This window comes from Massilia sp. YIM B02443, from assembly GCF_030411955.1.
Lineage (GTDB): Bacteria > Pseudomonadota > Gammaproteobacteria > Burkholderiales > Burkholderiaceae_D > Telluria.
This window is the reverse complement of record NZ_JASNRA010000013.1, coordinates 46763-59483: the sequence shown is the minus strand read 5'-3', so window position 1 is coordinate 59483 and position 12721 is coordinate 46763. Positions and strand designations below refer to the sequence as shown.

At 67.5% G+C, this 12721-nt stretch carries 17 protein-coding genes and 1 tRNA gene; 12 read left to right on the top strand and 6 right to left on the bottom strand.

Translation table 11 applies throughout. The features are described from left to right. The first annotated feature begins 3 nt into the window (after window positions 1-3). Both QPK27_RS14590 and QPK27_RS14585 read left to right on the top strand, forming a co-directional pair. A complete protein-coding gene (locus QPK27_RS14590; RefSeq protein WP_290418980.1) occupies window positions 4-657 on the top strand; it encodes a MarR family winged helix-turn-helix transcriptional regulator in 654 nt (217 codons plus the stop codon). A 123-nt stretch (window positions 658-780) separates the two neighbouring features. Further along, window positions 781-870: transfer RNA gene (locus QPK27_RS14585), tRNA-Ser, on the top strand. Window positions 871-1144: 274 nt separating this feature from the next. Here the strand turns inward: QPK27_RS14585 and QPK27_RS14580 are convergent. Then, window positions 1145-2086: a class I SAM-dependent methyltransferase gene (locus tag QPK27_RS14580; RefSeq protein WP_290418979.1), complete on the bottom strand. Its 942-nt coding sequence runs from the start codon at window positions 2084-2086 to the stop codon at window positions 1145-1147. 226 nt (window positions 2087-2312) lie between these two features. Here QPK27_RS14580 and QPK27_RS14575 point away from each other — a divergent pair, with 226 nt between their 5' ends. From QPK27_RS14575 to QPK27_RS14555, 5 genes are all read left to right on the top strand, one after another. Beyond that, window positions 2313-2501, top strand: a complete 189-nt coding sequence (locus QPK27_RS14575) for a hypothetical protein (RefSeq protein WP_290418978.1) — start codon at window positions 2313-2315, stop codon at window positions 2499-2501. Between the two features lie 22 nt (window positions 2502-2523). Beyond that, window positions 2524-3408, top strand: a complete 885-nt coding sequence (locus QPK27_RS14570) for a neutral zinc metallopeptidase (RefSeq protein WP_290418977.1) — start codon at window positions 2524-2526, stop codon at window positions 3406-3408. 168 nt (window positions 3409-3576) lie between these two features. Continuing rightward, complete coding sequence (locus tag QPK27_RS14565) at window positions 3577-4773, top strand: zinc-dependent alcohol dehydrogenase (RefSeq protein ID WP_290418976.1); 1197 nt, start codon at window positions 3577-3579, stop codon at window positions 4771-4773. An 11-nt stretch (window positions 4774-4784) separates the two neighbouring features. Next, the gene (locus tag QPK27_RS14560) at window positions 4785-5444 is read left to right on the top strand and encodes a hypothetical protein (RefSeq protein ID WP_290418975.1); all 660 of its coding nucleotides are present in this window, start codon (window positions 4785-4787) and stop codon (window positions 5442-5444) included. A 148-nt stretch (window positions 5445-5592) separates the two neighbouring features. Then, window positions 5593-7479, top strand: a complete 1887-nt coding sequence (locus QPK27_RS14555) for a M4 family metallopeptidase (protein ID WP_290418974.1) — start codon at window positions 5593-5595, stop codon at window positions 7477-7479. Here the strand turns inward: QPK27_RS14555 and QPK27_RS14550 are convergent. Both QPK27_RS14550 and QPK27_RS14545 read right to left on the bottom strand, forming a co-directional pair. After that, window positions 7451-8161, bottom strand: a complete 711-nt coding sequence (locus tag QPK27_RS14550; RefSeq protein ID WP_290418973.1) for a peptidoglycan DD-metalloendopeptidase family protein — start codon at window positions 8159-8161, stop codon at window positions 7451-7453. The two genes, QPK27_RS14555 and QPK27_RS14550, sit on opposite strands and share 29 nt — an antisense overlap. A 43-nt stretch (window positions 8162-8204) precedes the next feature. Next, window positions 8205-9260, bottom strand: coding sequence for a L,D-transpeptidase (locus QPK27_RS14545; protein ID WP_290418972.1), 1056 nt, complete (start codon window positions 9258-9260; stop codon window positions 8205-8207). 139 nt (window positions 9261-9399) lie between these two features. On the opposite strand from QPK27_RS14545, the gene QPK27_RS14540 reads away from it, so the two are divergent. Beyond that, window positions 9400-9705: a 2Fe-2S iron-sulfur cluster binding domain-containing protein gene (locus QPK27_RS14540; RefSeq protein WP_290418971.1), complete on the top strand. Its 306-nt coding sequence runs from the start codon at window positions 9400-9402 to the stop codon at window positions 9703-9705. A 14-nt stretch (window positions 9706-9719) separates the two neighbouring features. On the opposite strand, the gene QPK27_RS14535 is transcribed toward QPK27_RS14540, so the two are convergent. Further along, window positions 9720-10625, bottom strand: a complete 906-nt coding sequence (locus tag QPK27_RS14535) for an alpha/beta hydrolase (RefSeq protein ID WP_290418970.1) — start codon at window positions 10623-10625, stop codon at window positions 9720-9722. Between the two features lie 153 nt (window positions 10626-10778). On the opposite strand from QPK27_RS14535, the gene QPK27_RS14530 reads away from it, so the two are divergent. Together QPK27_RS14530 and QPK27_RS14525 are read left to right on the top strand one after the other, a co-directional pair. Continuing rightward, window positions 10779-10979, top strand: a complete 201-nt coding sequence (locus QPK27_RS14530; RefSeq protein ID WP_290418969.1) for a hypothetical protein — start codon at window positions 10779-10781, stop codon at window positions 10977-10979. A gap of 139 nt (window positions 10980-11118) precedes the next feature. After that, window positions 11119-11310, top strand: a complete 192-nt coding sequence (locus QPK27_RS14525) for a hypothetical protein (RefSeq protein ID WP_290418968.1) — start codon at window positions 11119-11121, stop codon at window positions 11308-11310. Window positions 11311-11398: 88 nt separating this feature from the next. Here the strand turns inward: QPK27_RS14525 and QPK27_RS14520 are convergent, their stop codons facing one another. After that, on the bottom strand, window positions 11399-11626 hold the full coding sequence (locus tag QPK27_RS14520) for a hypothetical protein (protein ID WP_290418967.1): 228 nt from the start codon (window positions 11624-11626) through the stop codon (window positions 11399-11401). Window positions 11627-11834: 208 nt separating this feature from the next. Here QPK27_RS14520 and QPK27_RS14515 point away from each other — a divergent pair, with 208 nt between their 5' ends. Both QPK27_RS14515 and QPK27_RS14510 read left to right on the top strand, forming a co-directional pair. Continuing rightward, a complete protein-coding gene (locus QPK27_RS14515) occupies window positions 11835-11972 on the top strand; it encodes a hypothetical protein (RefSeq protein WP_290418966.1) in 138 nt (45 codons plus the stop codon). 69 nt (window positions 11973-12041) lie between these two features. Beyond that, window positions 12042-12413 (top strand): hypothetical protein, encoded by a 372-nt coding sequence (locus QPK27_RS14510; RefSeq protein ID WP_290418965.1) that lies wholly within the window; start codon window positions 12042-12044, stop codon window positions 12411-12413. 21 nt (window positions 12414-12434) lie between these two features. Here QPK27_RS14510 and QPK27_RS14505 read toward each other — a convergent pair whose 3' ends face one another. Continuing rightward, window positions 12435-12656, bottom strand: coding sequence for a hypothetical protein (locus QPK27_RS14505; RefSeq protein ID WP_290418964.1), 222 nt, complete (start codon window positions 12654-12656; stop codon window positions 12435-12437). Window positions 12657-12721 lie beyond the last annotated feature (65 nt).

Here is a 12721-nt window from a genome sequence, read left to right as displayed (position 1 = left end):
GCGATGGACATCCAACCTGAAACTCCGTGGGACAGCACGCCCGACGTCTCGGCCCGCATCGTCACCGCCATCGGCCGCATCGCCACCGTGCTGCGCGCCGGCATGTGGGAAGTCTCGACCGCCGAGGGCCTGAACCCGGCCCAGGCCGAGATCCTGCACCTGCTGCAGCACCGCACGCGCGGCGTGCGCCTGTCGTGGCTGGCGAAACAGTTGTCGATCTCGGCGGCCAGCGCCAGCGATTCGGTGGCGGCGCTGGTCAACAAGGGCCTGGTGCGCAAGGCGCGCGCCGAGGACGACGGCCGCGCCAGCGCGCTGCACCTGACGCCGGAGGGCGAGCGCGTCGCCCAGCGCCTGGGCCATGCGCTGGCGTTCGCCGACAACGCCGCTTCGCAATTGCCGGCGGGGCAGCAGGTGCAACTGCTCACCGGCCTGTTCAAGCTGATCGCGCAGCTGCAGAAGACCGACCGCTTTCCCGAACTGCGGGCCTGTCTGTCGTGCCGCCACTTCGAGGCCGACAAGTATCCCGGCGCCGAGGTGGCGCACCACTGCGCGCTGGTGAATGCGCCGCTGCCGATCTCGTTCCTGCGCATCGACTGCGCCGAACACGAGCCGGCCGACCCGCTGGTGCGGCAGCGCAACTGGGCCGGCTTCGCCTGACATGCGCGCGGTCTGCGCAGTCGCGAAACAAGTCACAGCGAAGTTGCAGCGGATCACTTGCAACTTTCGCCAGGCCTCCGGTATAATGCGGCCTCTCGCAGCGATGCGAGATCGACCGAATCTGGAGAGGTGGCAGAGTGGTCGAATGTACCTGACTCGAAATCAGGCGTACGGGTGACCGTACCGTGGGTTCGAATCCCACCCTCTCCGCCAAGTAGCATGGGAAAAGCCACCGCAAGGTGGCTTTTTTCATTCCGGAACGTCACAGAGGAGCAGGGCGCCTGCGCGCCCTGCGCGTGGGATACGAAGGCTATCGCGTACTCGCGATAGCGCGGCCTGCAGAATGTAGGCGAATCCCACCCTCTCCGCCAAGTTGTACCCAGAAGGCCCTCATTCGTGAGGGCCTTTTGCTTTTTCGGGCTGCGTTGAGCGTCCGTTCTTCCGACGCCATCATTCAGCGGGTGCAGATGACGGCGTCAGATCTTTCTTAGCGCTTGACCGCATGCAGCCACACCGCCGCGATGCGCTCGACTTCTTCATACCCCGGTTCGCCCAGCTGGCCGCCGAAGATGTCCGGATCGAGTTCTTCGTAATGCCAGTTGCCGCAGGCCGCGTCCAGCAAGGGCCGCACGCTGTCCAGGAAATGGTCGCCGGGACCGGCCAGGGCGACCCCGGTGTACAGCATCAGGCTGCCGCCCGGGCGCAGGCGCGCCAGGCCGTCTTCGACGATGCGGCGCGACAGTTCGGCGCCGTGCTGGCCGCCGCCGTGGCGGTAGCGCCGCCCGTCCGGGTCCAGCACATAGGGCGGGTTCGAGACGATCAGGTCGAAGTCGCCATCCAGGCCGTCGAACAGGTCGCTGCGCCGCAGCAGCAGGTTGGCGGCGCCGGCCAGGCGCGCGTTGACCTGGGCCAGTTCCAGCGCCTTGTCATTGACGTCGGCGCCGAACACCTCGCAGTTGCCGAACTTGTGCGCGATGGCCAGCGCGCCGGCGCCGCCGCCGCAGCCGATGTCGACCGCGCGGGTGGGGCCGGCGCCGATCCACTCGAAGGCGCGCGCCATGGCGCCGACGAAGCGGTAGGTGTCGGGGCCGAAGAACACGGCGTCCTCGTCGCGCGTTGGATAGGCCGAATGAAACACGATCATCTGGTCCAGGGTCGAGGCGCGCACGGTCGAGCGCAGCAGAGCGCCGTCGCCTGCGCTGTTGACGACGCCGGCCTCCTGCATCAGGGCCAGCATGCCGGGCTCCAGCAGGTCGGGCGCGAACGGCCGGCTCCAGCCGAACACGCCGCGCAGGTCACGCGCCTGTTCGTTGCCGGGGCGGCCGTTGATGCGGCGGTGGGTGGACGGCGTCACCGTGATGAAGCGGTAGCGCGCCGCGTGCAGGGCGCGGCCGAGGGCGAGCAGGGCATTGGCTTGGGATGAGTTCATGCGGCGAGCGTCGCATGCGGCGCGGCGTTCATCCGTGCGCTGGCGTACATAGAACAAGGGGGCGCGAACGCGATCGTGTGCGCGCGATTTTTGGTGCATTATGTGTCTGCCCGAACAGTCCGGCCGCCAGCCGCTGTTCATACTGGGACCATCTGGCGTCGAAGCAGTGAACAATGTAAGCAACGACAGCGGCGTCCACAGCCGCAATGACACGAGAGAGAAAACCATGAGCACCAACATCCACGAACTCGACGCCGTCCCGCAGGGACGCGTGGCGCGCGAAGTCGCGCGCGAACGGCGCGAGCGCGCCTTGCATGACGAGCTGCGCGCCGGCCTGGCGCCGCTCGACGACCGCATCAAGGACGCGCGCGAGCGCATCGACACCTGCAACCTGAAACGACATCACGGGCGCTGACCCGTTCATCAAAGGAGAATTCATGCGTTGGGAAGGCGACCGGCAGAGCGATAATGTGGAAGACCGCCGTGGTGAAGGCGGCGGCGGAGGAGGGTTCGGCGGCTTCGGCGGCAGGTCGATCGGCATCGGCACCCTGGTCATCGCCCTGGTCGGCGGCTGGATCTTCGGCATCAACCCGATGACCATCCTGGGCCTGCTGTCCGGCGGCGCGCCGCAGCAGGTCCAGCAGCAATCCCAGCCTGGCTCATCCAAGGCGCCGGCCGACGACCGCGAATCGCAGTTCGTGGCCACCACGCTAGCCTACACCGAGGATGCCTGGGCCCAGGTGTTCCGCGAACAGGGTGCGCAGTACCAGCCGGCGCGCCTGGTGCTCTTCGAAAACAGCACCGGCACCGCCTGCGGCCGCGGCGAGAGCGCCACCGGACCGTTTTATTGTCCGGGCGACAGCACCGTCTATATCGACCTGGGTTTCTTCCGCACCATGCAGCAGCGCTTCAACGTCGAGGGCGAGTTTGCCCAGGCCTACGTGATCGCGCACGAGGTCGGGCACCACGTGCAGAACCTGCTCGGCATCTCGAACAAGGTGCACGCGGCCCAGCAGCGCGCTTCCGAGACCCAAGGCAACGCGTTGTCGGTGCGGCTCGAGCTGCAGGCCGACTGCTTCGCCGGCGTCTGGGCCAAGCGCACCAACAAGGAGAAGCAGATCCTGGAAAGCGGCGACGTCGAGACCGCCCTGAACGCCGCCAGCGCGATCGGCGACGACGCCCTGCAACGCCAGTCGCGCGGGGTGGTGGTGCCGGACTCGTTCACGCACGGCAGCTCGGCCCAGCGGGTGCGCTGGTTCCAGCGTGGCCTGGAGAGTGGGGAAGTTTCCGCCTGTAACACCTTTGAAGCGCGCCAGCTGTAAATCATTTCCGGTCGTTCACAAACTCGACCGGAAGTGTAAAAAAAGTTCTTCAAAACACGCGTTCGTTTCCGTGCGCGTATCGCCAATGGTGAATTTTTGGCATAACTTTGTGTCATATCGGCTCGTCTACGGACGAGCTTTGTCAATCGCCATCCCAGAGGAGGACTTATGCTGGCAATGAATTACCGCGGGCCGTACCGCGTCCGCGCCGATCACAAGCCCGATCCGGTCATCGAACACCCGGGCGACGCCATCGTGCGCGTCACCCGGGCCTGCATCTGCGGGTCGGACTTGCACCTGTACCATGGCCTGGTGCCCGACACCCGTGTCGGCCACACCTTCGGCCATGAGTTCATCGGCGTGGTGGAAGAGGTCGGCTCCGGCGTGCAGAAACTGAAGGTGGGCGACAAGGTCCTGGTGCCGTTCAACCTGTTTTGCGGTTCCTGCTTCTTTTGCCAGCACGAGCTGTTCGGCAATTGCCACAACACGAATGCGCAAGCCACGGCGGTGGGCGGCATCTACGGCTACTCGCACACGGCGGGCGGCTACGATGGCGGCCAGGCCGAATACGTGCGGGTGCCGATGGCCGACGTCGGCCCGATGGTGATCCCCGACGACATCCACGACGACGATGCGGTCCTGATGACCGACGCGCTGCCGACCGGCTACCAGGCGGCGGAAATGGGCGACATCAAGGAAGGCGACACCGTGGTCGTGTTCGGCGCCGGCCCGGTCGGCATCTTCGCTGCCAAGTCGGCCTGGCTGATGGGCGCCGGGCGCGTGATCGTGGTCGACCACGTGGAGTATCGCCTCGAGTTCGTCAAGCGCTACGCCCAGTGCGAAGTGGTGAACTTCAAGGAAGTGAAGGACATGGCGCTGCACATCAAGAAGATGACCGACTGGATGGGCGCCGACGTCTGCATCGACGCGGTCGGCTGTGAAGCGGCCGGCAACACCATGCAGACCATCACCGGCGTCTACACCATGATGCAGGCCGGCGCTGCCACCGTACTGCACTGGTGCATCAACTCGGTGCGCAAGGGCGGCAACGTGTCGATCGTCGGCGTGTATGGCCCGACCTTCAACGCGGTCCCGATCGGCAATGCGCTGAACAAGGGCCTGACCCTGCGCATGAACCAGGCCAGCGTGCGCCGCCACCTGCCGCGCCTGATCGAGCACACCCGCGCCGGCCGGATCGACCCGAAAGCCATCATCACCCACCGCGTGCCGCTGGAAGAAGTGTCGGATGCGTATCACATCTTCTCGAGCAAGCTCGACAATTGCATCAAGACCGTGCTGATCCCGCCACGCGCCAATGAAGTGCGCGCGGTCAAGGCGAGTGTCAGCAACGGCGCAGCACATTGAGAGGAACGACTATGGAAACATCCAAGGAAACAGTCAAGGACGTCGTCAGCGGCAACGACCAGCACGACGGCCACCAAGCTCCAGGCGAACACGACGGCCACGGCCACGTCGGCCACGTGCACGGCGCGATCGCGCCGCGCCGCCCGACCCGCGACCAGCTGCAGCACATCCAGGGCTGGGGCGCCGACCTCGACCGCAAGGACCGCCCCGGCGTGCCGATGGAACGCACGCCGCCGCGCTTCATCAACGCGCCCGAGCACGATCCGGTGCCGCAGCAGCAGCACGTCGAGGTGCTGGTCTCGACCGAGCGCCCGGGCAGAACGCCACTGTTCGGCTCGGCGCAACCGCCGTCCGGCCTGTCGGGCATGATCCGGCGCGGCGCCTTCAAGCTCAGCGAGAACGACGTGCGCCACTGGCTGCTCCTGATCCTGGCCGACCGCGTCAACGTGGTCGAGGGCATTGGCCAGGACCTGGCCCAGGGCCGCATCCCGAACGTGCTGGGCGAGATGGGCATCAAGGCTGAGCTCAAGCACAATCCGGCCGGGCTGGCGAAGAAGGTCGCCATCGGCGCCGCCGTGATCGGCGCGGCGGTGTACCTGATGAAGCGCCGTGGCGACGACGAGGATGACGAGCGCGCGCGCTATCGTTACCATCGCGACCGCTATCGCTGACCGGCCTTTGTAGCTCGCAGGTCAGACAGCGCGCCGCCTGCACAGTCAGGCGGCGCGTTATTGCGTCCAAGCAAATCCTTCATCAAAAGCTCGTCCATCATGGTCGATGACCGGCGCCACCCGGCCCGGCATACCGGATGGAGACGAGATGATTCCCACCAAGCGCTTCACGACGGCCCTGTTCGCGGCCGCCATCCTGTGCGCCCCGCTGTGCGCGAGCCTGCCCGCCGCCGCCCAGGGCGCCGGACCCATGATGGGCGCGCCCTACAAGCTCGACGCCAGGGCGCAGGCTGCGCTGCTGGCTGAACTGACGGCGCGCCGCACCGCGGCCGGGCTCGATGCCGGGCACGGCTACAAGGTGCAGTCGCAGCACCCGGGCGTGCAGGGCACGCAGGTGGTGCGCCTGGCCCACCTGTACAAGGGCTTGCGCATCTTCGGCTCGGAGTCGGTGGTGGTGCTGGACCAGAAGCGCCAGATCGTGTCCGAAAGCGCCTCGCCGCGTCGCATGAAGCTGGGCAAGATCGCCGGCGCCGCGGTGCCGCCGGTGACGGCGCCGGGCATCGAGCCGGCCATTAAACCGACGGTCGGGCGCGCCGCCGCCATCGCCGCCGCGCGCAAGGGGATGGCGACCGGCGCCGTCAACGTGGTGGCGCCGCGCGCCGAACTGCTGATCTATCCGCACATGGGCCAAGACCGCGCCCCCGGCGCCGAGAACAAGGCGCCAGCCGAACTGAACGCGCTCGACCTGGTCGAGACGGTCGATCGCTATGAGCTGGCCTGGCTGGTGCGCCTGCGCATGCGCAGCGGCGAGCAGCCGCTGTACTTCGACGTGGTGGTCAGCGCCGTCGACGGGCGCGTCATCGCGCGCTGGAGCATGGTGCAGACGGTGACCGGGATCGGCCACAGCCAGTACAACGGACAGGTGCCGCTGAGCACCACCTTCGCCAACGGCAGCTACCAGATGCTCGATCCGGAACGCGGCAAGGGCGGCGCCTTCGGCGCGATGGCGGTGACCAACGCCAACCACGGCACCAGCAGCGGCAGGGTGTACAGCAACGCCGCCAATACCTGGGGCGACGGCCAGCAGTTCGTCGAGGGATCGAGCACGACAAGCCCCAATGGCCAGACCGCGGCCGTGAACGCGATGTGGGGCTTGATGAATACCTACGACATGCTCAAGAACGTGCTCGGCTGGCGCGCGCTGGACGGGCAGGACACCGCCACCCACATCGCGGTGCACGTCAACCGCGGCTACGACAACGCCTATTACAGCGACACCTGCCGCTGCATGTTCATCGGCGACGGCACCTTCTTCACCAACCTGGGCGCGATCGACGTGGTCGGGCACGAGATGGGACACGGCGTGACGGCTGCGACGTCCGACCTGGTGTATTCGGGCGAGCCGGGTGGCCTCAACGAATCGAGTTCGGACATCGCCGGCGAAGCGGTGGAAGCGTATGCGCGCGCCGGCGGCCAGGGCGACAGCTTGCCGGTGCTGGGCAACGACTGGATGCTGGGCAGCGAGATCGCGCGCGACGGCCAGCCGCTGCGCTGGATGGCCAAACCGAGCCGCGACGGACGCAGCCCGGACGCCTGGAGCAGCGAGCTGCGCGGGCTGGACGTGCACTACAGCAGCGGGCCCAACAACCGGATGTTCTATTTCCTGGCCCAGGGTTCCAGCGCCGACAGCGAGCACGAGGCCTACAGCAAGTACCTGACTGCGCGCCCGGCGGCGATGAATGGGATCGGGCTCGACCGTGCCTACCGCATCTGGTTCCAGGCCAGTACCACGCGGTTTACCAGCAGCACCAATTATGCCGACGCGCGCGCCAAGATGATCGAGGCCGCCGAGCAGCTGTATGGCGCCGGCGGACGCGAAGCGATCGCGGTGCGGCGCGCCTACGCCGCCATCAATGTGGGCGCCGACGTCGACGAACCGGAAGCATCCGGGCCGCCGGTCGAGTCCACCATGCGGCGGGTGCGGGCAACCGCGTTGAATGTGCCGGTCAATCCGTCATCAGCGGGTAGGGATTGAGCGGCGTGCCTTTCCACCATTGCTTTTCCGGGGTGAGCTGGACCAGGGCGAAGTGCAGGTGCGGCGCGTTGGGGTCGGAATTGCCGGTCACGCCGACATAGCCGACCAGGTCGCCACGCTTGAGTTCCTTGCCCTCGACCACGCCGTCGGCGTAGCGGTCGAGGTGGGCGTAGTAATAGGCGTACTGTTCGGTCGGATCGAACTGGTACACGGTCAGGCCGCCCGGTTTGCTCTGGAACAGCTTGACCACCTTGCCGTCGGCGGCGGCGAGCACCGGCGTGCCTTTCGGCGCCATGATGTCCAGCGCTTCGTGGCGGCGCTGTTCGCCGCGCGCCTGGTCGAAGGTGTCGCTCAGCTCGGCCGCCTTGATGCCCTGCACCGGGACCAGCAACCTGGTCGCCGGCGCGGTCGGGACAGGCGTCGCGGCGCCGGCCGTGGCGTTGCCGCCGGCCGGCGGCGCGTCGGGACGCAGCGGCAGGTCGGCGTCGCTCAGGTCGGGCTCTACCACTGGCGCGGGAGGCAATTGCCCCTCGATCGCGTAAGCCGGCACGCCGGGCGCCGGCGGCGCCTCGGCGGTGACGATCTCGGGTGGCGGCGCTTCGTCGGGCACCCGGCCCAGCAACACGAACAGCACGCCGGCGCCGACCAGTAGCCCCACCACGAAGATCATCAGTTTTTTCATCGCGTTTCCTCTCGCGCCGCCGCGCTCGCTCAAGTTGAAAGAATTATTTTTGCAAGACGACTTCGACACCGGCCGCCACCAGCGCGCCGACCTCGGCCGCGCTCCAGTTGGTCAGGCGAATGCAGCCGTGCGACTCGGTCTTGCCGACGTGGCCCGGCACCGGGGTGCCGTGGATGCCGTAGTGCGGCTTGGACAGGTCGATCCACATCACGCCGACCGGGTTGTTCGGGCCGGGCTGGATCTGGGTCTTGCTGTCGCCGGCCTTGGCGTCCCAGAACAGTTTCGGGTTGTAGTTGTAGACCGGATTGGCGTGCACGCCTTCGATCTTCCAGGTGCCGATCGGCAGCGGATCGCGGCTGCTCCCGGTCGAGACCGGATACTGGGCCAGCAGCTGGCCCGAGGCGTCCAGCAGCTGCAGGGTCTTGGTGCTGTCGCGCACCACCACCTTGGCGGCCGGCGCCAGCGGCGCCTTGCCGTGCACGTTCGGCACCACGATCTGCTCGCCGCTGCGGCCCAGGTTCTTGCCCGGGTTCAGGCGCGCCAGCAGGGCCGGGCTGGCGTGGAATTTCTCGCCCAGGCCCTCGGCCGGGTTGGCGTAGCCGAGCTTGTTCAGCCTGGCCTTGCCCATCATGGTGTCGGGGATCGGCTGGAACGGGCCGGCGGTGTCTTCGTCGGCCAGCGTGTAGGTGGCCAGGGTCGGCGTGTTGTCGGTGTTCAGGGCGTTCCAGGTGGCTTCGTCCAGCTTGCCGGTGACGGGCAGGCTGCGGCTGGCCTGGAAGGTGTTCAGGGCCTGGCGCATATTGGAACCATAGGCGCCGTCGATCTCGCCCGGCGACAGGTACATGCGCTCGAGCAGCACCTGGGCGCGCAGCAGGCGTTCGAATTCGGCCTGCTCGGCAATGGCGGGATCCTGCACCGCGCCCGGGACGTTCGGGGCGCTGCCGGTCACCGCTTGCATCGTGGTTTGCGGCTGTTGCTGCGGCTGCATCGGTTGCTGCTGTTGCTGCACTGGCTGCTGCTGCGTTTGTTGTGCCAGCACGGCGTGAGGCAGGGCGCCGGCAAGGGCGGCGATCAGGGTAAGGGCGGTCGTTTTCTTCATCGGTGTTGCCTCCTGCTTATTTCTTCTGGAGACTCCAGCGTAGTGGCGCATGCGGGGCGGGTCTGTGCGAGAACGAACTCATCATCCGTCACGCGGACGGTGCCGCCGGAAGGCCGGCGGCGCTACAATCGGCGCCACCATGCCTGATCCGACCACCCACACCGTCATCGTGGCGCCGCTCGGCGCCAGCTTTCCCGCCCCCGAGGGCGCCAGCCTGCTGCAAGCGCTCGAAGCCGCCGGGCTGGATATGCCGAGCTCGTGCCGCAACGGCACCTGCCGCACCTGCATCTGCCGCGTGCGCACCGGGCTGGTGCGGCATCTGATCGAGTGGCCGGGGCTGTCGTTCGACGAAAAGCGCGAAGGCTATATTCTGCCCTGCGTGGCCGCGGCGTGCGGCGACGTGGTGCTGGAAGCGCCGCTGGCGCGGCGCGTTGTGTTCGACTAGTTTCGTCGGCTAGCTCAGCGGGTGGCTGGAAGGTCGAGCGCGCGCTCGATCACGCCCAGGACCTGGGGCCAGGCCGGCGATGTGGCGGCGACTTCGTCGTAGTGGCTGGCCTGCGGCAGGATCACGACTTCGGCACGGTCGCCGGCGGCCTGGGCGCGCCGGGCGTAGTCGTGCGCCACGCGCGGCGGCGAGATCGTGTCCAGTTCGCCCGTGACGAGCCAGGTGCGGCTGCCGTTCGGCATCAGCTCGGCGGCATTCGTATCGGCGAACACGTCGGGACGGGCGACGCTCGGCGTACCGGCCAGCTGGGCCGTGTCGCGATCGCAGCTGGTCTTGATCAGGGCTGCTTCATTGCGCAGGTCGGCCAGGCCGCCCAGGCTGACGATGCGTTCGACCTTCAGCGGATTGGCGCGGTACAGAGGGCTGGTCTGTGGAATGCGTGAACGGCCGGCGATCCACTGCACCAGCTGGCCGCCGGCCGAGTGGCCGACCGCGACGATGCGCTGCACGTCGAGCGGATGGCGCGGCGCCTGCGCCGCCAGGGCGCCGAGCGCGGCGTGCATGTCGAGGTACATGCCGGGATAGCCGCCGCCGTCCTCGTCCACGCGCCGGTATTCCACGTTCCACACCGCGATGCCGCGCGCCACCAGGGCGCCGGCCATGTTGCGCAGCTGGGTGATGCCACCGAACTCCTTCGTCCAGCAGCCGCCGTGCACCAGCAGCGCCACCGGGAACGGGCCGCCGCCTGCGGGCAGGAACAGTTCGGCGTACTGCGAAGGGGCGGACCCGTAGCGGACGGTGGCGGTCGGCGCGGGGCCGCTCAGGGCGAGATAGTCGGCAAGTTTCATCGGGGCGGCAATGGCGGAACAGTGGAGGATCGCGCCGAGCACGGCGGCCGGGAACAGGCGGTTCAGGCGCATGGGATGGTTCTGTGAAGACGGTCGAAACCCACACTATAGCCGAGCCGTGAGGGGCCCGGACGCCGGCCGATGCGCGCCGCACAATTGAAATCCGGCCCTGTGGGAACCATGCTAGGCTGCACCCAACGTACCATGTTCAACAGGAGGCAACCCATGAGCAATACGAAATCGAAGGCATCCGGCAACAGCAGCAGCGGCAGCCAGAACAAGCAGTCCGACCGCCTGTCCGAAGAGGACAAGGCCAAGCAGGCGGCCGGCAAGGCCGACAAGAGCAGCCATGACCAGAAGTCGCGGGTCAAGGCCAGCACCGGCGAAGGCGCCGGCGGTGGCGCCAAGCAGAAGCAGAATCACTGACCGGCAGCAGCGCGGCGGGTGCCTGCCCGCCGCAAGCACACAGGCAGCAGCGCAGGCAAAGCGTTGCCTTCCACGTACTCGCGCGGCACGCGGCGGCCGGATTGCCGGCGCGGCGGCGCGTCCAACCTGAGAGGCTCATATGAACCAACTTCATTCCTACGACCCAGCATACCGCGGCACGCTGCGTGCCCACACCACGCCTGATCCGGAAGCGCCCAACGATCCGGCCCCGCCGCATCCGACGCCGCCGGTGCCGGACGACGTTCCCGACCCGGTCAACGCACCGGTCGAAGAGCCGCGCCTGCCCGAGCCGCCGATCCGGGTCAGCTGAACGACATCGGTTCAATTGTTTGCACGGGTGCGTGCGAACGCGGCCGGCGCAGCGCTGCACCAGCGCCGCGCCGATGCGAGGTGCGGCCTCAGGCGCCGCTAGCCTCGCGTTTTTCTTCCGGCTTGTCTCCCTGCTTGTCTTCCTGCGCGCGCTCCTGGCCGGCCTGATCGTTCGACGGCGGCAGCGCGGGAATGCCGCGGATCATTTCATCGGTTTCGTGTTGTCCCGGGGATTTCTCGCCGCTACCGATGTCCGCTTCGTCGTACATCGTGCGGCCCTTGTTCTTGGGATCGACATTGGGTGTCGGCTGGTTCATGCTGTGCTCCGGTAAAGTTGTCAATGTCGTATCATCGTAACAGGCCATCCCCGCATCCGGCGCGCGCTAGATCGGCGTCGGGCAGGGCGCAGTATCGCGGCGCAAGTGTTGTATTCAGGTTGCAGCTGTCATGCCGTGTGCTCCCTGTCACACAAGCGCAACAATGCGATTTCTATAATGAGCCTGTAGTACAACACAGGAGGAGACGATGGGATCGACTTTGTACAACAAGATTTACCTGGGCCGCAGCCCACGCTTCGGCTCGCGCGGCATGCAATTGGTGCTGCTGGCAGGGCTGGCGGCCAGTGCCGGCCTCGGCTGGCTGGCCTTGCGCGCGCTGCGCTGAAGCGAGGCGGCTTGCCGCGGACCCCGGCGACGGGTACCATGTCGCCCTTTGGGTATTGACTACGCGGTAATGAAAAACGAAAAGCTGACGACGGACGAATACGATGCGCTGGAACTGATCCGGCGCGGCACACGGCAAGACCTGGCCACCGCCTGCGTCGGGCGCAACACCAAGCGCCTGTGCGGGATCAAGCTGGCCAGCAAGGCCAGGGACGGCCGCCTGACGCTGACCGACAAAGGCCAGGAGATGCTGTTCCTGCGCCGCTGCATCACCAGCCTGCGCGCGCTGGCGCTCGACCCGGCCGCGCACCTCGATGAGGACGTGCTGCGCTTCCTGAGCCGCAAGTCGCACGTGATGCCGATCGAGACCGGCGGCTACGCGCTGACCGACAAGGGCCGCGAATCGCTGGCCGACATCGAGCAGCAGGCGGCGCTGCGCTGAGCAGCCGCCTGCCGCGCCGCGTCAGTTGGCGCGGCGCCGGTGCGGATACACCAGCACCCGCACCGCCACTTCGGCCGGCACGTTCATGGTGGCCAGGAATTCGGCCGCGCGCTGCAGGCCGAGCGTGGGCACCGACGCCACCGCCTGGTTGACCAGGTCGCGCGTGCGGTGGTCGAGGCGCTGCCGGCGCGTGGCCGCCGTGACGGCGCCGGGCGCCAGGTCACGCATCTCGTTCATGATCATGTGGGACACTCCAGGTTGCAAAACAGGCACGGGCATTGTACGGCCAATAATGTCTGATTGGCCAT

Coding starts and splice junctions, on each gene's coding strand:
- QPK27_RS14505 (WP_290418964.1), bottom strand. CDS start 12,656: ATGATCATGAACGAGATGCGTGACCTGGCGCCCGGCGCCGTCACGGCG.
- QPK27_RS14520 (WP_290418967.1), bottom strand. CDS start 11,626: ATGAACCAGCCGACACCCAATGTCGATCCCAAGAACAAGGGCCGCACG.
- QPK27_RS14510 (WP_290418965.1), top strand. CDS start 12,042: ATGAAAAACGAAAAGCTGACGACGGACGAATACGATGCGCTGGAACTG.
- QPK27_RS14560 (WP_290418975.1), top strand. CDS start 4,785: ATGGAAACATCCAAGGAAACAGTCAAGGACGTCGTCAGCGGCAACGAC.
- QPK27_RS14580 (WP_290418979.1), bottom strand. CDS start 2,086: ATGAACTCATCCCAAGCCAATGCCCTGCTCGCCCTCGGCCGCGCCCTG.
- QPK27_RS14515 (WP_290418966.1), top strand. CDS start 11,835: ATGGGATCGACTTTGTACAACAAGATTTACCTGGGCCGCAGCCCACGC.
- QPK27_RS14565 (WP_290418976.1), top strand. CDS start 3,577: ATGCTGGCAATGAATTACCGCGGGCCGTACCGCGTCCGCGCCGATCAC.
- QPK27_RS14575 (WP_290418978.1), top strand. CDS start 2,313: ATGAGCACCAACATCCACGAACTCGACGCCGTCCCGCAGGGACGCGTG.
- QPK27_RS14530 (WP_290418969.1), top strand. CDS start 10,779: ATGAGCAATACGAAATCGAAGGCATCCGGCAACAGCAGCAGCGGCAGC.
- QPK27_RS14540 (WP_290418971.1), top strand. CDS start 9,400: ATGCCTGATCCGACCACCCACACCGTCATCGTGGCGCCGCTCGGCGCC.
- QPK27_RS14535 (WP_290418970.1), bottom strand. CDS start 10,625: ATGCGCCTGAACCGCCTGTTCCCGGCCGCCGTGCTCGGCGCGATCCTC.
- QPK27_RS14545 (WP_290418972.1), bottom strand. CDS start 9,260: ATGAAGAAAACGACCGCCCTTACCCTGATCGCCGCCCTTGCCGGCGCC.
- QPK27_RS14590 (WP_290418980.1), top strand. CDS start 4: ATGGACATCCAACCTGAAACTCCGTGGGACAGCACGCCCGACGTCTCG.
- QPK27_RS14525 (WP_290418968.1), top strand. CDS start 11,119: ATGAACCAACTTCATTCCTACGACCCAGCATACCGCGGCACGCTGCGT.
- QPK27_RS14570 (WP_290418977.1), top strand. CDS start 2,524: ATGCGTTGGGAAGGCGACCGGCAGAGCGATAATGTGGAAGACCGCCGT.
- QPK27_RS14555 (WP_290418974.1), top strand. CDS start 5,593: ATGATTCCCACCAAGCGCTTCACGACGGCCCTGTTCGCGGCCGCCATC.
- QPK27_RS14550 (WP_290418973.1), bottom strand. CDS start 8,161: ATGAAAAAACTGATGATCTTCGTGGTGGGGCTACTGGTCGGCGCCGGC.